Below are 20,726 nucleotides of genomic sequence, written 5' to 3'. Positions count from 1 at the left end.
TCAGGCCAGAGGCTGAAGTCTTCCGTTCTGCTCATGCAGTTGATGAACAATCCCATCCGCTAATCCGATCTGTGGAACAATTATTTCATCGATGGCGGCAGCTTTCATCACACCAAGGAAGATTTTTGCCGCCGGTACGATTACATCCGCACGATCCGGATTGAGTCCCCAGATTTCCATTCGCTCTTCCACTGAGTGAATTTTCATCTCATCATACAATTCTTTTAAAACGGAAAAAGACAAAGGCTTATCTTTTTTCCCCAGCATTTTAAAAATCTTATTGATATTCCCACCGGAACCAATTGCTGTGAGGGGACCATGGTTTTCGGAAACTTTTTTTACCCAGTTTTTGAATTCTTCCCATTGCTCTTTGGTGCTCTTCCCTTGTAACCAACGCAGGGTTCCGATATTAAAAGACTGTGAGGCGATGCATGCACCCCTGTCAAATAATGTCAATTCTGTACTTCCGCCACCCACATCTATATACAAATAACATTTATCGTGATCAAGTTCCGCTTCGACGTGATTTGAGTAAATCAGTTCCGCTTCTTCTTTGCCTGAAATGATGTCAATTTTTAATCCGCATTCCTTTCGAATTTGTTTCACGATCTCTTCCCCGTTCGCAGCTTCACGCATGGAAGCTGTGGCACAGGCACGATAAGCTACCGGCTCATATACATCGATAAGTAATTTGAATGCGTGCATTGTTTTCTGAAAACGAATGGATCGCTCCGGGGAAATTTTTCCGGAGTTAAATACGTCTTCTCCAAGGCGCAAAGGGATGCGAATCAATTCTCCCTTTTTAAAATGTGTAGCTCCATGTTCTTCTACAACATTGCAGAGCAAAAGTCGAACTGCATTGGATCCAATATCAATAGCGGCGTAGCGAAACAAATTACAATGGGATTAAAGTAGGGTGAATAATTTGAGTTGGCAGGCACCGGGTTCAGGATGATTTTTCCATTACCTATTACCGCGAACCAAATTTAGAAATACCTGACGGATATTTACCCAATCGTTTATTAACATTGTGTGAACAATCCGGGGATTTTGAAATCAGGCATCCAAAGGATCGGTGCCCAAAAAGATCATTGTATTGATTCTGCACTATTTAACCAGAATAGCAAGCGGAATAAGCTGATTTGAGATTTTGAGCCCTGCTTTTTTGACAGCGGCCTCATTCAATTCAAATTTTTGTTTTCCATCAACATTTACAAGATTAATACCGGCTCCTTTCCCGCTCATTTCGTTTCCGTCGGTGATAAGTAAAATGTGTTTGGCATTGGCGATTTTCGTAAGCTCAGGTAAATCTCCTTCATATTCTGTTGTAACAAAAAGAATCTGACAGTTTTCAATTTCTTCTATGGTATTATAATTTTTCACAGAGATACTTTTGTCTCCTACAGTCTTCCCGTTGGTTACACTAACTAATTCCTGTTGCATTGGTGAATAACCATATATACCAACAACAAACTGATTTTTAATTGTGTTATCCGGCCAGCTCAGGTATTTGGTAAAAGAATAAATATAGATTGCCTCAAATTTATAATTCGTCTGACTGTAAACCGACGCAGCATTGACCAGCAGCGCCAATAAATAAAAGCTACTAAAAAGAATACTCCGTTTTATCAATGTGGTAATTTTTAAAATGTCAGATCAATAGCAGAAGACAGATGGGTAAAACCTTTATCGTAACCCTCGTGAAACATGTGTCCATATTCTACGATTGTCCAGTGAAGATTGTTGTTAAAGATGTATCGGATTCCCTGGAACAATTTTGCTTCAGGATTAGATACAACATTTTCTCCATTGGCTATAATGTTCCACATCTCATACAATCCGTACAAATGGAACTTATGCGAGAGTTCGAGATCGAATTGAAGATAAGATGAGAAAGAAGCCAGGTCCCGGATTCCACCTACATCAGAAAAGATTTTCTCCGGTTGATCATTTTTCTGGTAAACAGTTTCACCGCTAATGGTCAGCTTTTTAAAATTAACCTGGTAGTCGATACCCAAAGCAATCCGTCGGACATTGAACTCCGCCAAATATGCTGATGCGCCTAGTGAGATTTTTTTTGAAGTATGTCTTATGTGTCCACAGAAATCTTTCTTGTCATCAGCATCAGCTCTGTTGAGAGGAGAAGTCCGGCTTAATCTTCCATGCATTATGGCCGCTGACCAATCCCACTTAGTGTTTATCTTACCATCAAGTTTAATTCCCAGATCAATTTTCTTCAGGGCAAAGCCATTCACCAGTTGATTCCCTTTAGTTGATGTAAAGTTTCGATGTGATGTATAATCGCTCCAGTAGCCAAATGGATTCCTAAACTGGCCGACTGTCAAATTCAATTTGCTACCGGCAAGATTCTCAATTTTTACATAAAGTCTTTCAAACGGAATCAGTTCGCCATTGGCAGTGTGGAGCATTCCGGCATTTTCTTCAGGATTACTCAATGTATAGGTTGTCGTGTCGCGGACAAAACTTAGTTCATCAATCTGGTGAATAACTTCTTCAGGAATAGGATTCCATTCGCCCAAAAATGAAATTCTGTTTTTTGATTCAGACGGGTTGATATCCGCCGCTACAAAGATCCGCGTTTGATTGATCTCCAGTAAGGAATGAAAAACACCATCCGGTTCCTGATGGTATTCGTACTCCGAGACAAAATAACCTCCAAGTGAGACTCTGGGTTTATCCTTTTCGGTAGTTTGTTTCCTTCCATCATCAACAAAGCCGGATGCAAGGAATTCATTCAGTATTTTTTCTCCCAATTGTTCAGAGGTACTTACATTGTTGATTTGGGAAATGATATATTCACTCAACTTATCGCTGCTTAAAGTGATACTTTTACCTTTTCCGATTACATTTAAATCTATGTAATTGGTTAAGGGTATGAAATACTTTTTCGAAGCAAGATCCAGCACTTCCGCTTTGTGCAGATCTGTTTGCAACATAACCTTAAATTCAACCTCTTCAAGAAGATTATTCACATCACTCATGGTACTGATGGAAGTTTGTCCAGACACCATGTTCTGGCCGGAAATGAAGAGTAAAATGAAAAAGAGTATTCTTTTGGTCATTCGAAACATTTTATTTAAGAGCATACAACAGAACGGAATGTCGGTTGCTTGTAAAGGTTAGGAATATATTCTGCCACACAGGTCATGAAGCCACTACTTTTTCACATTCAAATGTTAACACAGCAGAAGAAAATGAAAAACGACATAGGATTCTACGTTTTTTCAAACACTATGTAACATAGTGAAAAACCAACATCTTGGCTCTTTTATTGTAATGGAAAAATGAAAAGCGATCACATTTAAGTCCAACCGGCAGATTGATTGTCTCTGCTATGGAAAATTTAACTCCATTATTTATTTAATGCGGCAATAACCTGTTTTACAGCTTCACGGTTTGAAATCGGAGTATGATGAAAATGTTTTATGAATTTTGATGAATCGAAAAAGTAGTCTCTGTCAAACTGATAGCGCATTTCATAGAATTCCATTAATACAGGAATGAACAAACCTAGAAACCAAATACCTGCCCCGGGTAATACCATTAATTTATCCGGACAATTCATTTCCTCGGCGAATAATTTCACCCATTGTTTACCTGTCAGCGTTTCCTGATCAACCGGAAGATTCCAAACCTGGTTATATGCCTCAGAAGTATTTCCCAACATGGCTGTTCCTTTGGCGAGTTCGGGGCCATACCCCATTGTATGAATCACATTAGAATTACAAAGCCATTGCGCAGATTTCCCCTTTTTCAAATTGTCATAGACTGTACTCATCAATAGACTGTTGGAAGTTTTTACAGGACCGAAAAAATCAGGTGAACGGGCAATGATTGCCTGCAGTTTTCCCTTTTCAACATTTTCCAAAATATGACGGTCAACAGCTGCCCGAATTGCTCCCTTTTTACTGGTGGGGTTGATTGGAGAACTTTCAGTAATGTGACCCACATGCTTCGCACCGATTGCATACACGTTATCGAAAAAAACTAATTTTGAATGGTGACGAATACAAGCATCTACGACATTCTTGATTAAAGGCGGCCATTTCTCTTTCCATACTTTTAATTTGTAATCGAATCCAATAGTAAGATAACACACTTCGCTTCCCTCGATTGCTTTGTCGATTTGATCCGCAGAAGATAAATCCGCAGGGTATAATATATCAGAATCGTTCACTTTCTTAGGAGTTCTGCTAACCAGTCGGATTTCATTTGTATATGTTTTTAAATACTTTGCCAGATCTGTTCCTATTGTTCCTCCTGAACCGAGTATTGTTTGCATAATTTTTCGTGTTACAAATTAACTGTCCGATTTATCTCTGATTGTATAATTAAATTCCAAACTTAGCTTGAATAATTTCCATTGTCATTTCGGATCGAACGCTTTATATAAATGCAATTTCAAATTAATCCTTCCGGCACAGAGGCTCAATTAACATGAAACCGGAATCCTATTTCATTCCAAAGGATTTATCGTACTGCACAACAACATCAAAGATTGATGTACAAATTTCAATACGTTTCCTTTGCTCCAGAGATTGATCACCTTCAAGAGTGATTACCGGAATTTTTATTTCTTCACCATAGCGCATCAAATCGTTCAATCCTGCCAAATAATTTACAGCCATTCTGTAGGAGCCACGTTTGAGCCAGCCGGGGTGTTCCAGGTTCGTATCAAATGCAGATTCGGCAAGTGGAATTGATTTTGTCTTTAAGTCATCACACAAGATTTTCCCAAGTTCGTCTGATACAAGTGAATTCGCCATGATGCAGGTTTTCCAGTTTCCATTATTTTCATGCAGATCAAGAATGATATCCGGCTTGAATTTCTCAATTTCTAGTACAATTCTTTTTGTTTCTGACTGAGTTGGTTCATGATAGTCTCTGTTGAGGTTACATCCCATTTCATTCTCCCTTGATGAAAATGCCAGTCCAACAGGATTAATTGGCGACAAAATTAAGATGGATGTATTTGCATACTTGCTGCTATCTTGTTTTATATTTCTTAGAAGAATCGGGATAGACAATGCTCCTGCCGGCTCATCCCCATGAATCGAGGCAATGATTAACACTTTCTTTTTATAATTTTCCGGCTCGTGCTTTATGATTTGATATTTATAATATTTTTCTTCGAATAAAACCGAATCCGATTGGGGATGAAATTTTTCTGAAGCGCTCTCCAGGTCCTGCATGTATCCGGAAAAATCAAATGTGTCTTTAATTTCTTCCTGAATATAATAATTACTTCGATGTATAGTTTGATATGGAAAAAGAACCGCATTGTGTTTAGCTTTTGCAACATCCGTTAAGGGTACTGAGGCTACGGCCAATCCTATGAATATTATTATTAATCGAATTGACTTTCCTAACCGGAACTTAACTCCGGCTTTTTGATCCCTTCTGATTTTACGAATCACAAACCAAATCAATAAAACAAATGTTATCCATTTTAAAAATATGACAAGTGGGAAATAACCTACAGCTAAGGAAAGCAAGACAAACAAGATGCTCAATAAAATTTCACTTTTCCAAAATTTCATGCTAACTTAGTTTTATTACTTTTTTTAAAAAAGCACGTTGCATACTTTTATCACCTGATTTTATTGATTGAAGTTCTTTTCGAAGCAGACACTATTGTTTACATTTTCATATTGACCATAATTCGGAATCACATTGTAACCACTTTTTGAATACAGTCGAATAGCTTCCGGTTGTCTCTTGCCGGTTTCAAGAATGCATTTTTTGAAATTTAATTCCTTCGACCAATTTTCCAATTCATCTAAGATCTCTCCGGCAATACCTTTGCCTCTTTCTTCCGGTAGGACAAACATTCGTTTCACTTCCATCGTTTCTTTATTATATTCCTTTATTGCACCACAAGCACAGGGTACATCATTTAAATAAGCCACAAGAGCATGTTTGATCTTATCGATCTTATTAAACTGCGCGAAAAAGGAATGATCTTCTCCGTCTCTTTCTTTCAGTTCACGATCAAGCAATAAGACCAGCTGACGGAAATCCTGATTATCGGAATCGGTTCGTACAATTTTTATCATTTGTATACATAATTCAGCCCTGCAATCAATTACAAGAGCTTGTTGTGTTCAGCTCTTTGCTTAATGATTTGTAAAATATTTTTTTGAATATCTTTCATGATCCGGGAAGCCCACCAGCTCGCATAAAAATTAAATGTAGTACTCAATTTGAAATGACTGTACAGATGTAATCTGTTGGTCGTCGGATTTAATTTTTCCAACTCATAAGTACCATCCAATACATCGAAATAATCACCGCCTATAACCACATGCTCGTCCATGGTCGCGCTTGGAATTTCATAAGGAAGGGCTTTGATTGAAAACTTCATTTTTTTTTGATTTTCATAATCAATTATCTTTTCATGGAACGTAAGTCCTCCGCTGAATATTGCTTCCCTGGTAGCTCCAACTCCGGCATAATTCAGTTCCGCTTTTATCGGACGAGGAAATCCCAAAAAACGGGTCAACCATCCTTTGTCTTGTCGGGCTTCGATTTCTTTTACACTGGTTACATTGTTCCAAATGATTTCCGGATTCGCTTGTATATCAATAAATGTATACGCTTCATAGTTGCCGGGAATAGCACCGATATATTGTTCCACAGGTGTAATAAAAAATGGAAGAAGTAATAAAAATGAAATATAAATCCGTTCTTGTTTTTTATGTGTCTTCAATTTAAAATAACCCGCAATGAGTCCGCCCAATGAAGCGGCAATCAGAAACAACGGAAGTACCATGACCCAGCAAGCAAATCCTTCAATACTTAAAATACAGGTCAGAATAAAAAATATGAATATTGGAATCATCGGGGCTCCTAGCCTGTAGGATAGAGATTTGACATTTTCAATTTTCGAGAAATAAATTGTAAGGGCTCCAACGCCTGAAGGAAGTAAACAAAAAAAAGAAACTGTCATTACAGAATAAAAATCCTGCAGGGATTTTACCCCAAAAATATAGCGAAGGCAGAATGCAAACAGCAATGGAATTCCAATAATCCTGATTCCCTGCTTCACATTGATCATAATGAGGTGAAAATTTAATATGGAATAGGTCTTTGTACTTTTATAACAAAGATCTTATTCAACTATTAATTTTTTGATTACAATGTTCTCACCCGTTGTAATTTTTGCAAAATACAATCCGCTGCGTATATTTTCAAGATTAATTTCTATGGAATGGCTGGTAATGGACTTGCGTTCAACAATTGATTCTCCCAAACCATTGAAGATTTCTACTTGCAAAATGTTATCCCCTTTTATCAGGCATTTATCCTTCGTAGGATTGGGAAAAATAGCTATCTCCTCATGTAGTACTGAATTTGGAATAGTTGTCAAACCCGATAAGTCATATCCATACCAGGTTCCAATATTGTAATTTCCGTCTCTGGATACAAAAAGCATATCATTAACAAATGAAAGCGATTGGCCATTGTCTCCTGAATCCAGAACCATTGGTTGAATAAGGGTTCCGAGCTGATCGTACATATATACAGTCTTTGAAACAGCATCCCAGGTGTAAAAATGAGATGAATCCACAGCAACCGCGGCTTCCCCACCGTAATTTCCCGATCCGTAAGCTAATCCGGTAAGTGTATTGATAACAGAACCTGTAGCGAAATCGTGAACCCTTAATGTACCTTGATTGAAATCATAAAAAACCAAACCGTCATCTGAGATCGCGAATGATGCCTGACCGTTTTGCATTACTCCCGGAAATACCATTGTAAATGTAGCGGCTGCAAGATCAGTTATGCGAACAATGTCTCCGCCGAAAGTTGAAACGTATAAAAACCCATCGGATTTATTGTAAGACAATCCTCTCCCATCAATCTGAATCGGATAGGTTTGAAGCAATACACCATTCAAATCAAACTTATTCACTTGTCCGGATGACACTCCGCCTCCATTTATTGTAAAATAAAATTCTCCATCCGATGCTATATGCATGTTATGATTCACAGGATTTTCATCAAAAGAAAATTGTGGTGGAATTCCCAGAGTATGGATATTTCCATTGTTATTTCTTTCAACTGAAGCATCCGCTGCTAATTTGCCTGAAGAGTCGAAGGATAATTCAGAGACTGCGTTCTCAGCAAATGCTCTAACATTCAGGAGTAATAATATAAATAAGCCGGTTGTAAGTGTTTTCATGTTTATCATGGATTTGCATATCGCTGCAGTCTGCTTTTTAACAGAGTTTGCAGATAGGAAAGTTAACAAAATTTTAATTCAAATATTCACTATCACTGTATTATAATAGCATTTCCGTTCAATAGAATGTTTTTTTTGAACATTCAATAAAGTAAATATCCCGTTACAATCAGCTTTTATCTGGTTTTTTGAATTTTAAATTTTCCTTTTCCAACTCCTTTCGCAGAATTTTCATTGACGATGGTCCCATCCCGTGGAGTGCAGCGATTTCTGATTCGGTTTTAGCAGACAATTGTTGTAAATTCTTCACACCAAAACTCTCCAAAGCCCGTCTTGCGGGAGCGGCGAGCAAAGTCAGCAATCCGCTTCCGGGTTTCTTTTCTGCTTCACATTTCGGGCAGGTCCTGCAATCACTGCTCTTATAAAATTGATGTCCTTTACTACAATAATAAACGCGCTTTTGTTGATTCACCGGATTGTGGATTTTTTACAAATTTACAATGGCTTTGCTTTTTTCAAAAATTGTACTTATTTTAGTTCTGGTATCGAACAAACCTCTTCTCTTAAAATTTTATTTGCATGAACGAAGCCATCACTATAAACACCTCTCTGATCCGTCAGTGGATCAGTAATAATCTCGACTTGTCGAGTATTGAGAAAGAATTACAATCGCTTGGTCATGATTCCAGTTCGATAGAAGCGTATATTCTGGAGTATAAAAAGCTAAAGCACAACAAGAGGTTATCGATGGGCTTTACAATGCTCGTTGCCGGTGCAGTGTTGGGATTCATCAGCTGTGTACTTACATTAACTAACCCTGTTCCGTCACTGTACTATTGGATTCTTTACGGTGTCACCTCAACCGCTGTATTGTTGATCTCCTGGGGATTGTATTATGTATTTGAATAAACGAAATTTGTTTTTCTGATCCCTTTTTAAGTTTTGACAAATAAAGACTGAACAGATACACCCTTTACCAAAGTCTGATAAACTACACAATACCTTTCTGTAAGCTTTGCCAGTGACGCGATTTGTTCTTCTGACGCATCTGTCTTCAGGGTAAATTGTAGTCGGATTGCCTTAAACCCAACAGGCGCTTCTTTTGAAACACCCAAAGTGCCTCTGAAATCAAGATCGCCTTGAGCTTCAATTTTTCCTTCTTCAAGTTCGACCCCTATTGAAGTAGCCACTGCACCGAGTGTTACTCCCGCGCAGGCGACAAGTGCTTCCAGCAATAAATCTCCGGAGCAGGCGAGCATTCCATTTCCGCCTGTGGCGGGATGTAGCCCGGCTTCTACTATTGCTTTACCGGTATCTACTTTACAGGAAATTCCTTCTCCAATACTACCAGAGGCTTTCAATGTAATTGTTGCAACTTCAGGACGCTCGCGGTATTTGTCTTTCAGAGGAGCCTGTAGCTTTTTTAGTTCATCGGAGTTCATGAATTTATTTTTAAACCTGTTTGTAAAATCGAAACTCTTTAGTCCGCGATGAACACAACTGTATCAGTAATCCATACGGTACAACATCAGCTCAACAGGATCATCCGGAAAATTTATCATCTTGCTAAATTTCATTCCAAGTTTTTCCAAAAGCTTGATCGACGGTAGGTTTCCGGACACAGTGATCGCGCATACTGTAGGAAGTTTTAAATTTTCACGCGCATACTTCATTGTTGCCTGTGCCACTTCAAAAGCGAATCCTTGTCCCATGTGCTCGGGTAGAAATGCAAAACCAATGTCCGGATTTTCAAGATTTTCCCGATTGATAATACCGCACATTCCGATTGGGGTTTTTCCATGCTTAAGCTCCACCAAAGACAAACCGTATCCATTCTGTTTGTAGCTTAACAATGGACCATTTTCAAGATAGATCCTTGCTTGTTCATCGTTCCGTATGTTCCGGTCACCGATAAATTCAAGCCAGCCCGGACTATTCACTAACTGTACAACGAATGGTGCATCCTCGGTAGAAAATTCTCTGAGGAATAATCGTTCGGTTTCAAGAATGTAGCGCATGGGAGTAAACCGATTTCAAATTATTCCGAAAATAATTATTCTATGTGATTTGTTTTTGTATCAATAGGTGCCGGGGTTCATCAGCCCCTTGCCTGAAGGCTGGGGCGAGATTTATCTGGGAATCAATCCGAGTTGTTGCATGAATTCCAAATTATCAAGTATGTCTCTCTCTTCCGCAATTTTTCCTTTTTCCATTCTGACCAGTGTAACTCCGTCCAAATTTACTTCTTTTCCGGTGGCAGGAATACCAAAGAAAGTTCCTGAATGTGTTCCCTTAAAGTTCCAATACTTCACAATTTTATCTCCTTGTCCGAATACATCTTTTATTGTAAAAGAAATATTTGAGAAGCCGGTAAGATAATTTGAATAATATGCTTTGGCACTATCAATTCCAACTACATCGCTGGCACCTTCATGCATCACCAGATTTTGTGTAAAATTCGAATCGTTGAATAACTCCAGCTTCCCTTCATTAATTATCTTGTCCCAAACACCAGTATACATTTTTATGTTAGCCGCAACAGGGTCCGTTTTTTCCTGCTGTGACGTGGCGCATGAACTAATCAACATGGGTGCAAACAGCCCAAGCCACAAACCATAAACATTTCTGATTCTTTTCATAATGAAGTTTTTTATAAAAAACGGTAATGGACAATCGGGACAAAAATGCAATCGGCAGAAATCAAAAATAATAATTACATACAGCAATGGCGGTCAGTACACACACCAGGTCAACAAGTAACATCACACCGAGAGTATAACGGGAATCTTTCACATTTACAGAGCCAAAATACAATGCCACCACATAAAACGTTGTTTCAGCAGCACCCTGGAACAAGCAGGAAAGTTGTCCGGTAAGACTGTCCGGTCCAAAAGTTTTCATGGCGTCCAGCATAAATCCTCTGGATCCTCCTGCACTGAATGGACGCATGAGTGCAACCGGAATGGCATTGGTAATCTGAGGGTCAACATTAAAAAGATTCATGACAGCACTGATTCCGCTCATCACGATATTCATCAGACCGGAATTTCTGAAAATACTAAGTGCAACAAGCATCGCGATCATATAAGGCAATACACGTACACCTGTGGTAAAGCCATCTTTAGCGCCTGTTACAAAGGAATCGAAAATATTGGTTTGATTTTGTTTGAATATTTTTTCGTGAAACAGAGAATAAGCGACAATCATTAAAATAATAAAAAGCAAAACTGCATTACTTAAATTTCCTGTAAAATGAATTTTCTCAATTCCACCGAGACGAGTAATATAGAATAATAATAATCCGATCAGTGCGCTGATGCCTGTAATCAGTAGAATTACAGCGAGATTTAAAAGGTTGATGCGTTGTTTGATACTCACAAAAATCAAAGCCGCGATGGTACCCACAAAAGAAGTGATAATACAAGGCAGCATGATGTCCGCAGGGTTGCTCGCATTCTGTGCCGCTCGGTAACCGATGATCGATGTAGGAATCAGGGTGAGACCCGCAGCATGCAAACACAAAAACATTATCTGACTATTGGATGCCCGACTTTTGTTTTCGTTTACTTCCTGCATACTTTCCATCGCCTTTAGTCCGAATGGTGTAGCAGCATTATCAAGGCCAAGAAAGTTGGCAGCGAAATTCATGGTCATGAAGCCATAAGCAGGGTGTCCTTTGGGTAATTCCGGAAATATCCTGACAAAAAGAGGAGTAAGAAATTTCGCGAGTCGGTTCAAGGCATGGGAGTCGCTCAGTAGGTGCAATAATCCACAGAAAAAAGTGAGATAACCGATCAGTGGCAGCCAGAGATCCATGATTGTATTTTTACAAGTGATGAAAACACCATCGGACGCTTGTTTGCCCTTTGTCAGCTGGACAATTCCGTTATCTGTCAGTTGATAATCCGTTTCCTCTTTTTGAACCGATGCAGGTTTAGCGGCAACAATCCGGTTGAATAATGCAGAATCCTGAATCCGGAAATCATTCGCGGTATACTCGGCAACCACAATCGGGTCGTTTTGTTTCCCATTTACTACATTGCTAATAGTATAGGTTTTGCCACTGAAAAGTAATACCAGTATATAAAGTATACTAGCGGCAATGATGATTGACCAGAATCTGCTGAGTACCATAGGGAAGGCACAAGGAAATAAATATTTCCTGAAGAAAATGACGGATTTCCCTTATTCAGGCAAAAGCTTTCAACAATGGACTTTTCATTTCATCAGACTCTGAAGCCCTCAAAATACAATGGAGTTCCTGTTTATGTTCATGCAATTCAACTTATCAAAATTAATTTTTTAAGGAATTTGATTCCTTCAGTTGTTTTAGAACCGGAACGTAAGCTACTTCAGTTTAATTTCTGAAGCCAAAAAATACCTGGCTATTCTACGTCTTATAAAAGCAAGCTGTGTAAATCTATCGCATTTTCAGAATCATAATTTCAACTATAATATATAGCTGTAAGAATGTATCCAAATGTTAAAATTGTTTTATTATCAACTATTAAAAAAGAAAAAGAACAAATAAATCTTGTGAGGATTCTAAAACTGTCCACGACTTGTTGATTCTAAACACCTACAAGAAAACATTTCAAAATATTATTTTGCCCGCATTTTATTGTTTTTCGCTTCATGCGTCACCTCGGCCAGGCCAAGTGCTTCCATCAAAGGAGGAATATACATTCCAAAACGTCCGCGAAAACCTTTTTTCAATCCGTACCAGCCTCCGACCGGATTCTTATCTGATCTGCCCCATTCTTCAACGGTCCCTTCCTTAGCAGGCTTTTGTTCATCGGCACTGCCAAGGTCCATCCAGTCGCCGTGTTTCTTCAGCATTTTGTGAAGATCCTCAATACAACGAATGTCGTAATGCAAAATCGTCTTGCCAACTGTGCAGACCAATATTTCTTTACCATCTTTTTCATCGGTATGCATGGAGTATTCAGAACTCAACGGTGGCGTCTTTAATACCATCGGCTTTTCTTTACTTCCAATTTTGTATTTCATTTTTATTGATTTAAAAATAAATATTGTTTCTCCTAAAATTTCAAACCGGTAACTCTCTTTCAGACATTACCGGTTTGAATTTAATACAATGCCACTGATTTATTTGTTGTTGATGCGTTCCAAAAATGCTTTTACTCCGGAAGTGAATCTCTTCACTTGTCCTCCAATACCTTCCGTATTTACATATATGGTATTGTGATCCTGAGCGATTTCGTTTTCCGGTCTGGTCTTCGTGTAATAATACGTCGCGATTGATTTCCTGTTGACGTCTTTGGGAGTATTCAATGGTTTTGGATGTCCATGAAAGGAGATTTCATTTGTTTCAAAAATCACACAGCGGTTAAAGGTCGGAGCATATTTACCCAGTAATACTTTATCTCCCTGTGACAAATCCCATAGTTCGATATGTCCTTCGTATTCATCTTTCCAGTCTTTATTCATGTACACCAAAACATTGAGCCGTCTGTGAAATTTGGTTTTGGGATGAATGTTATAATCTACATGTACATTCAGGTAGGCTCCGTTTGTGCTTTGGTGTAATCCTCCGCCAAAAAGATCATTGTCACCGAGTAATTTGTCTTCGATTTCAGTGACATCCTGCAACCAGTTCAGAAATTCCTCCGAGTTCATTTCATGAAAAACCCTGTCCATCACACTTCCAGGCTCAAAACTTGTTTTCTGAAATTTATTTTTCTGATCCAGATAGGTTGTTCCATCCCATTTTCCGTCCTGAATAGTGGGATATGCACGATGAATAATTTCTGCCTGTTCCGGCAGGAAAAAATTTTCAAACATCACATAACGAAATGGCTTCTTTGATTGGTAATCCGCTTTAATTTCTTTCTGCTCTTGAGAAAGGCGTTTGAAGTCAATGAATTCCATGTTAGTTGATTTTTATATTCGGTTTGGAAATAATGAAAAGTTCTTTGCCATCTGCTTTAGGGCCTACTATCTGGCTTCGGCCATCCCATTTTAAAATATCTCCGGGATCAAAATCCCAATCACCTGTTAAAATAAGGTAGGGGTTTTCCCTAAACATGTATTTCGCAAAATTTACATCCAGATAGTTTGGATGTACAGCACCCCAGTTAACATGCCAGACTTCCGGTTCTCTGTTTCTATACTCCTGGTTACCATTCGGACAAAATGCCATGAAGACTCCGGATTCTTTAAGTAGTTTTTTTGAGAGTGCAACAAGTTCATTTATATCACTGAGATGCTCAATGACGTGTGAGCTCATGATTACATCATTTTCTCCGGGAAGTTGATGGGTATCTGAATAGATCTGTATGTTGAGTTTACTCTTGCCAAGCTGTGCCCGAGGGACAGATAATTCATAACCCACAGCCTGATAACCCGATTGAACCAATTTGTAAACATTGTAACCCCAGCTGCAACCGTAATCAATAATCTTGAGCGGTTTTTTAAACAGGGCATCAAGGTATTTATCATAACTGCGAAGGTTCGGGAAATTTGACTTCATTAATTTCCCTATTTCCTCATCGGAAGGAATTTTTGTCATCATGTGAGTATCGATACTATACTCACTCTGATAGAATTTCCGCAGCCATTGTTCATCATCTTTGGGATGCCGATGACTCAATCCGCAATTTTTGCATTTGATCAGTGTTGTAAAAATGTACTTTCTATCTATTACGGAAAATTCTTTCTGTTTACAAAAAGGACATACTTTACTCTGTCCTGCATTCATGACCTGTCTCAACAAATAACTTACTCTTTGGCTAACACTCATGTGAATTCAATAAATGACTTTTGAAAGAAATATGCCTGACTGAACTTATAATATCGGTAGGTTATCCGTAAATGATTGCTCAGGAGTCTGCATAATAATTACTTATACTGTCTCAACAATTAATTAAATATTGAGACTATCGTAAAAATTATACCGAATAGGACCAATATAGTAAATTGTTTGATTCAAAAAATAAATATTTGGTGAAGAATCAGGACTTCAAAAACAAAACCTATGTTCATCATACAAAATACTCTTCTTTCATCTGGCAAATGCCTGGATCTCATCAATGCATCCTGCATAAAAGGCTTCGTTCACAAGAGTCCAGTCTCCTCTCCTGTTAAAAAACAAACAGCTGTAATTCCGCTGAATGGGTGTTCCCTTGAACAGGTAATTTTTTATTTTTGAAATACCATTTTCATTTTCAACAATGCTGAGTGCATAATCAACATACCTGGTCATCGCCAGCGAGGCTTCGTTTGTCAGATGGTTCATGATATATTCTACATCTGAAGCGGTTCCACTTTCAGCATGTTCAATCAAATCCTGAAGCTCGCCGGTGAACTTATACCTTTCCATTTTTTTTCAGGAAATTATATTTTGATGCAATGAAGTATCAATAGAAAGAAATCCTCCATTAAAATTAAGTATTATAAATATACGAATCAAATATATGCTCAGGAAGAACTCAGCATTGCCACTACTTATGAAAAATAAAGTGCAAAAGTTAATCCTATCGCAATCGTCCAATTGTAAAAGAGTGTTCTTGAGAATTTATTCAACTACGATTTTGAATTCTCTAAAAATATTTTCAGTTGATAACATCCCAAAATAAAATCCGGCTGGTAGTTTAGAAAAATTAAGCGGAACATCGTTAATTCCTGTATGCAATTGTATTTTATCCTTTCGAAAAGCTATTCTCCCCTGATTATCGAATACGGAAACGTTAGCATTTTGGAGCTCTGGCGAATTTATTCGAAGAATTGCTGATCCAGAATTGGGATTCGGATAAATGAAAATATTTTTTTCATTTTGCACTTCAAAAAAACCGGTGGTACTGCTGCTATCGATATAATGAATGGCTGTCATGGCATATTGTCCCAACACATATAAACTTCCATCAGGTACTATGCAGTTGACAATACCGGTATATCCCTGGTATGGGTCCGCATCGACCCACTGGATTTGGCCGTTGTTGTATTTTAAAGTGACGTATCGAAGGTAAACAGACCCTGTCACACTAACAGTATCCGGACCACCTTTTCCGCTCACAAATACTTCCCCATTAGCTTTAGCTGAAATCCAGTACGGCTGTTCATCGTTGTAAATTGTTTCGTTGTAAACAGCATTCCAGAGTTCATTTCCATTCAGATCCGTTTGAAGAGTAAGCCAATTCATGTAGGGTGATCCACTTTGTATTGTCCACCCTGTCATACTTATCCTTCCATTAACCAATGTCATTCGTCCGACAAAATCCGTTGAGTTTCCGAAATCGTAATTGTATTCCGCGGCAACTGTTCCATTGGGATTTAATTTGAAAAGCTTCACATCATAAGCCGTATTCCCGGCAACCTGGTTTTCTTTTCTGGAAATGAAATAGATGTTGTACACTGAATCAATTTCAAGATCAATAGCTCCCCATGTGGAATAATTATTTCCCCAAAGAAAATTTCCGGCAGTATCAAATTCAACCACACAGGCGATTGAGCCTAGTGAAGCGTAGCCTGACAGCACAACTTTATCGTCTTTGATACGCATACTACTGAAGGAAACATTTGAAGTGCTGCTATCAGAAACATTAAATAAAACATTCCCGCCCGCATCCAACTTGATCAGATTAAATCCGGGAGGGCTTGAGTTCATTGTACCAATATAAAAATTCCCTGATGCATCCAACTCACTTCTCATCGGCAGTCCTCCAAAAAAAGCGTCAGGAAACAACTTCCTCCACAGTAAATTCCCCTGGGCATCGTATTTCAATGCAATGATATTATCAGCGTAATTCGTAGAGGTTCCCGCATAGCGATAGCCGCAAACATAAATGTTATTCAATGAATCAATATTCACCCATGCTGCTTTTTCATACACAGAATGGATGCCGCTTGTGTCCACCTGTTCCCAAAGTAAATTGCCTTGTTCATCCAATTTACGTGTGTAAATATTTGCCGCGCCGGCAAAGCTGGGCCGGTCACCAACCAAGACAACATTATTGTCCGAATCTACAGCCATCATCACTCCGGTTTTCTGATAATCCGCAGAAGGTACTACCCAGTCGGGATTATATTGAGCAAATAAAAACTGGAAAAACAATGTAAATGAAAGGGTCGTAAATAGTTGCTTCATGTTTCGCTCTTTGGACAAATCTAATCTTGTCTCTTTCCGCCCTAAAAATATACTTGTTGAACAGGAAAAAACAGGACTTGAATTGGTAAAATGAAAATAAATCTCCGCAAAATCACTTTAAGGAAAGTGATTTTAGACACCAAAGTGGCATCAACTCCACCTGTCCATGGGGACTTTGAACGAAATAAAAATATCTCCTTTCTTAATCCTTTAAACGAAAGGAGAACCCCAAGGCCATGTAATAATCCGGTGCATTCTCCGTAATTCCTGCTCCTCCTGAAATATCCAGCAAAATATTTTCTTTCAGGAGAAAATTCAACCCGCCATCGAAACGATGATCCGCCTTTGAAAACTGAGGTGCAAAACCATACACTTCAAGATATGCCCCAACTTTATCACTAATTGAACAGCCTGTTGTCACTGTATAAATAAATGCCGGTTCAGGCGTTTCTCCATTCCATTCCGCGCCCAGATTGTAGCCAAAAGTGAATTTCTGAGATAAAGTGTGTTGCATCGTGAAGCGAAATGCCGGAGCAAAATAAGTTGATTTGAATTCTTTCGATCCCCAATTCGGAACGGAGAGATAGCCTATAAAGGAAGTAATCGGTAACAAGCCTTGTTCGTTAGTAATTTTTTCCTTGAATCTCAAAGTGATTGGAGACAATCCGGAAACTGTTTCTTTTGTTTTGAGAGTCGCGAATTCAGTGATAAAGCCTAATTCAAAATGATCGTTGAGGCCATATTTAAACAGAATGGATGGGTTTGTAAATGACTGAATATCCGGATCTGTTTGCTCAAAAGATAAACCGGTTTCCATCTGAAAATGTTTTGCCGGAACAGTATACGGTGTTTCTGTCTGATCGGGACGATCTGTCTGAATAGGTCCCGGGCCCTGGGCTTGTATCAGAGTTTGAACATGCACTAATACGATCAGCAGGAGGAGAAATTTTATCTTCACAATTCCAATGAAATTTTAAAAGAAATCAGTTCGGGTTTAATCAAAATTACCGGACCGAAAATAGTTGTAAAGCATCTGTTTTACAAATGATTTTACGCCTGGAAAAAGTCTTTATTCAAAACTAAGTCCCTTGTCAATTTCGTCAAACGTCGGGATAAAATAATGTCCCGGGTAACCAATCTTACTTTCCGCAGTCAGGATAATGTCTCTCGGATCTCCTTCAAACTGATCTTCGAAAATACCTTTAAGCAAATCAATATCATCTTCCGCGAGAACCAAAATGCTTCTTGCAAGTTGATCCGGCCCCACATTCAGTGGCATTTTCCATAAACTGATTAATAGCTCTTTTACTTTCTGCCGATCATCCAAATCCACGAAAAATGATTCGACTTTTTTATTTATATCGTCAGGAAGACCGTTCATTAATAAAATCTATACGTTAGTGCTCTATTATGAATTACAATTGCTGAGTATCGGATACTATTCAACAGTGATTACTTTTCCTTTTAATATTCTTCCATTCATATTCACTTCTACAAAATAGATTCCACTCTTTTCATTTCTCAAATCTATTTTTTCCCCATTTCCAGAGGAATAAATTTTTTGTCCGTAGATATTGTGAATTGTCACATCCGACTTTTCGCCAGTATTCGGTAAATCTATTTGAAATATTCCGTTGTTCGGGTTAGGAAAAATGTACAAAAAGTTCTCATCACGCACATCGTTAATTCCAAGCGAAGAGGTGCAACCAGTAAAACCAATCACATCATCCCATAAATCCGACTCGGCGGTTCGGATTCCGCACTGACTTCCATTCGGAGTTGCTTTGATTTCGAGATAGCAATCAGCTGCGCTCTGATATTGTGGCCATGTTACAAATGATCCTCCATTTGGGTTTCCTGTGGCTGCAAAGTTTGTCCAGTAGTTTAACATCACCTGTTGAACTGAATCATCCTGTGGTTTGAAAAGCGGACCAGTACCCAATGTCGCATTTTCCCAATTATTAAATACATAAAAAAGTTCCATTCCATGATAGGAACCCAGCGGTTCCAATTGCGCGATGGTATGTCTGTGCGTGTAAAAATATCGCCAGACCGGTTGGGTTTGATTGAGGCTGACACATTGAGCTGTTCTTCTTGTCGTAGATGTAAATTGTGCATCCGTTAAAATACCAACATAAGATTCTCTGGCTTCGGTATTAGTTGCACCGGAAGGATACAACAAATGAGCCTGTGCCTGATATGGAGCCGGAACCTTACTATTTATCAAAGCAGTCACCATCGAAGGCGTAACCGTTTGCGGCGCCGAAAGACTCATTTCCTCCGCATTCGAACCAATCAACAGAGGTACTTTATTGTAATTTCCGCTTTCAAAAGTATTTATCGGAAAGTCGGTGAACACTACATTGTCTACAACAGCCGACCAATTCAATTGAACCGCTCCGCCTGACAAAGGGCTCGTTTCAAAATACATGAGAGAATCACTTGAAAGACTTCTCAGGTGAGCAATTTTCTGAATATCGGTTCCTGTGCTGATAAAACTATCCACAAACGCGACACCTCTGTTCCTGATAAAATTGTAATCACTGATTGATGGAGCCGCGCTTTCGATGGCGGCTCGTTGAAATAATCCGGATGCCAGTGGAGATGTCAGCAGGTTTCCAACATCCACTCCACCCGCGCTCTCTCCAAAAATCATCACTTTCGAAGCGTCGCCTCCAAAGGCAGCAATGTTGTTGTGAATCCATGTAAGCGCTAAAATCTGATCAAGTGCGGCGTAATTTCCCGATACACCGTTTGCGTTTTCAACTTCAAGACCGGGATGAACCAAAAATCCAAGAGGACCTAATCTGTATTGAATAGTTACTACGACAACATTTCCTCGTTCGGATAAATTTTTTCCAATATACATTTGTGTACCACCTCCTTCTTCGCTTGCGCCACCCTGCTGATTTCCTCCTCCATGAATAAATACCATCACCGGTAGGGACCCGGAATTAATTTGTGGTGTCCACACGTTGAGATAAAGACAATCTTCATCTCCTTCAAGTGTAAATGTTGTTCCTCCTTGTTCAAAATGTTTCTGAGGACAAACAGGAGAAAAACTATCCGCTAACAATACTCCTGACCATGCATCAGGATTCTCTGGAGCTTTCCATCTAAGCGAATCCACAGGTGGTTTTGCAAAGGGAATTCCAAGAAATTGATAAACACTTCCGTTTGTATTTCCCTGAATTTGTCCATACTGTGTCGTCACTACTTGCGCGTGAAGTCCTGACAAAATGAAAAGAAAAAGTAAGATGCTGCTGATTACTTTCATATCACTAATTTGATAAACCTGTCATATCCGGATTCTTTACGGAAATGATTTTTTTACCAAAACCAAAGTACGAAATAATTCAGCGTCCTTTTTCTTCAGGAACGGAATTTATTCAAAGCCACCTCTGATAAAAAAGC

The 20,726-nt window shown here is 38.8% G+C and carries 22 protein-coding genes; 1 reads left to right on the top strand and 21 read right to left on the bottom strand.

The annotated features are described in order from the left end of the window. From IPP86_01110 to IPP86_01070, 9 genes are all read right to left on the bottom strand, one after another. A complete protein-coding gene (locus IPP86_01110; protein MBL0137111.1) occupies positions 1-894 on the bottom strand; it encodes an exopolyphosphatase in 894 nt (297 codons plus the stop codon). 213 nt (positions 895-1,107) lie between these two features. After that, entirely contained in the window at positions 1,108-1,632 is a 525-nt protein-coding gene (locus IPP86_01105) for a YfiR family protein (protein MBL0137110.1), read from the bottom strand. Positions 1,633-1,643: 11 nt separating this feature from the next. Then, positions 1,644-3,083, bottom strand: a complete 1,440-nt coding sequence (locus IPP86_01100; protein ID MBL0137109.1) for a hypothetical protein — start codon at positions 3,081-3,083, stop codon at positions 1,644-1,646. 290 nt (positions 3,084-3,373) lie between these two features. Beyond that, complete coding sequence (locus IPP86_01095; protein ID MBL0137108.1) at positions 3,374-4,303, bottom strand: NAD-dependent epimerase/dehydratase family protein; 930 nt, start codon at positions 4,301-4,303, stop codon at positions 3,374-3,376. 169 nt (positions 4,304-4,472) lie between these two features. Continuing rightward, positions 4,473-5,351 carry a DUF2817 domain-containing protein gene (locus IPP86_01090; GenBank protein MBL0137107.1) on the bottom strand — a complete coding sequence of 293 codons (879 nt, stop codon included), beginning with the start codon at positions 5,349-5,351 and terminating at the stop codon, positions 4,473-4,475. A 270-nt stretch (positions 5,352-5,621) separates the two neighbouring features. Next, positions 5,622-6,077, bottom strand: a complete 456-nt coding sequence (locus IPP86_01085) for a GNAT family N-acetyltransferase (protein ID MBL0137106.1) — start codon at positions 6,075-6,077, stop codon at positions 5,622-5,624. 29 nt (positions 6,078-6,106) lie between these two features. Further along, the gene (locus IPP86_01080; protein ID MBL0137105.1) at positions 6,107-7,078 is read right to left on the bottom strand and encodes a hypothetical protein; all 972 of its coding nucleotides are present in this window, start codon (positions 7,076-7,078) and stop codon (positions 6,107-6,109) included. 54 nt (positions 7,079-7,132) lie between these two features. Beyond that, positions 7,133-8,206, bottom strand: a complete 1,074-nt coding sequence (locus tag IPP86_01075; protein MBL0137104.1) for a T9SS type A sorting domain-containing protein — start codon at positions 8,204-8,206, stop codon at positions 7,133-7,135. A gap of 169 nt (positions 8,207-8,375) precedes the next feature. Then, the gene (locus tag IPP86_01070) at positions 8,376-8,678 is read right to left on the bottom strand and encodes a hypothetical protein (protein MBL0137103.1); all 303 of its coding nucleotides are present in this window, start codon (positions 8,676-8,678) and stop codon (positions 8,376-8,378) included. A 107-nt stretch (positions 8,679-8,785) separates the two neighbouring features. On the opposite strand from IPP86_01070, the gene IPP86_01065 reads away from it, so the two are divergent. Continuing rightward, positions 8,786-9,115 carry a hypothetical protein gene (locus IPP86_01065; GenBank protein ID MBL0137102.1) on the top strand — a complete coding sequence of 110 codons (330 nt, stop codon included), beginning with the start codon at positions 8,786-8,788 and terminating at the stop codon, positions 9,113-9,115. A gap of 26 nt (positions 9,116-9,141) precedes the next feature. Here IPP86_01065 and IPP86_01060 read toward each other — a convergent pair whose 3' ends face one another. From IPP86_01060 to IPP86_01005, 12 genes are all read right to left on the bottom strand, one after another. Beyond that, positions 9,142-9,648: an OsmC family protein gene (locus IPP86_01060; GenBank protein ID MBL0137101.1), complete on the bottom strand. Its 507-nt coding sequence runs from the start codon at positions 9,646-9,648 to the stop codon at positions 9,142-9,144. Between the two features lie 63 nt (positions 9,649-9,711). Continuing rightward, positions 9,712-10,224 (bottom strand): GNAT family N-acetyltransferase, encoded by a 513-nt coding sequence (locus tag IPP86_01055; protein MBL0137100.1) that lies wholly within the window; start codon positions 10,222-10,224, stop codon positions 9,712-9,714. A gap of 111 nt (positions 10,225-10,335) precedes the next feature. After that, positions 10,336-10,845, bottom strand: coding sequence for an ester cyclase (locus tag IPP86_01050; protein ID MBL0137099.1), 510 nt, complete (start codon positions 10,843-10,845; stop codon positions 10,336-10,338). Between the two features lie 61 nt (positions 10,846-10,906). Continuing rightward, on the bottom strand, positions 10,907-12,340 hold the full coding sequence (locus tag IPP86_01045) for a spore maturation protein (GenBank protein ID MBL0137098.1): 1,434 nt from the start codon (positions 12,338-12,340) through the stop codon (positions 10,907-10,909). Positions 12,341-12,808: 468 nt separating this feature from the next. Next, the gene (locus tag IPP86_01040) at positions 12,809-13,216 is read right to left on the bottom strand and encodes a hypothetical protein (GenBank protein MBL0137097.1); all 408 of its coding nucleotides are present in this window, start codon (positions 13,214-13,216) and stop codon (positions 12,809-12,811) included. 99 nt (positions 13,217-13,315) lie between these two features. Next, positions 13,316-14,098, bottom strand: coding sequence for a 2OG-Fe(II) oxygenase (locus tag IPP86_01035; GenBank protein ID MBL0137096.1), 783 nt, complete (start codon positions 14,096-14,098; stop codon positions 13,316-13,318). A 1-nt stretch (position 14,099) separates the two neighbouring features. Continuing rightward, a complete protein-coding gene (locus tag IPP86_01030) occupies positions 14,100-14,969 on the bottom strand; it encodes a methyltransferase domain-containing protein (protein ID MBL0137095.1) in 870 nt (289 codons plus the stop codon). Positions 14,970-15,230: 261 nt separating this feature from the next. After that, positions 15,231-15,548, bottom strand: a complete 318-nt coding sequence (locus IPP86_01025) for a hypothetical protein (GenBank protein MBL0137094.1) — start codon at positions 15,546-15,548, stop codon at positions 15,231-15,233. Between the two features lie 195 nt (positions 15,549-15,743). Continuing rightward, complete coding sequence (locus tag IPP86_01020; GenBank protein MBL0137093.1) at positions 15,744-17,312, bottom strand: T9SS type A sorting domain-containing protein; 1,569 nt, start codon at positions 17,310-17,312, stop codon at positions 15,744-15,746. A gap of 202 nt (positions 17,313-17,514) precedes the next feature. Then, positions 17,515-18,270, bottom strand: a complete 756-nt coding sequence (locus IPP86_01015; GenBank protein ID MBL0137092.1) for a transporter — start codon at positions 18,268-18,270, stop codon at positions 17,515-17,517. 111 nt (positions 18,271-18,381) lie between these two features. Continuing rightward, positions 18,382-18,693 (bottom strand): hypothetical protein, encoded by a 312-nt coding sequence (locus IPP86_01010; GenBank protein MBL0137091.1) that lies wholly within the window; start codon positions 18,691-18,693, stop codon positions 18,382-18,384. Between the two features lie 57 nt (positions 18,694-18,750). After that, a complete protein-coding gene (locus tag IPP86_01005; protein MBL0137090.1) occupies positions 18,751-20,589 on the bottom strand; it encodes a carboxylesterase family protein in 1,839 nt (612 codons plus the stop codon). Positions 20,590-20,726 lie beyond the last annotated feature (137 nt).

It is taken from the genome of Bacteroidota bacterium, from assembly GCA_016720935.1.
In the GTDB taxonomy this organism is placed as follows: domain Bacteria; phylum Bacteroidota; class Bacteroidia; order AKYH767-A; family 2013-40CM-41-45; genus JADKJP01.
This window is presented reverse-complemented; position numbering and strand designations above follow the sequence as displayed.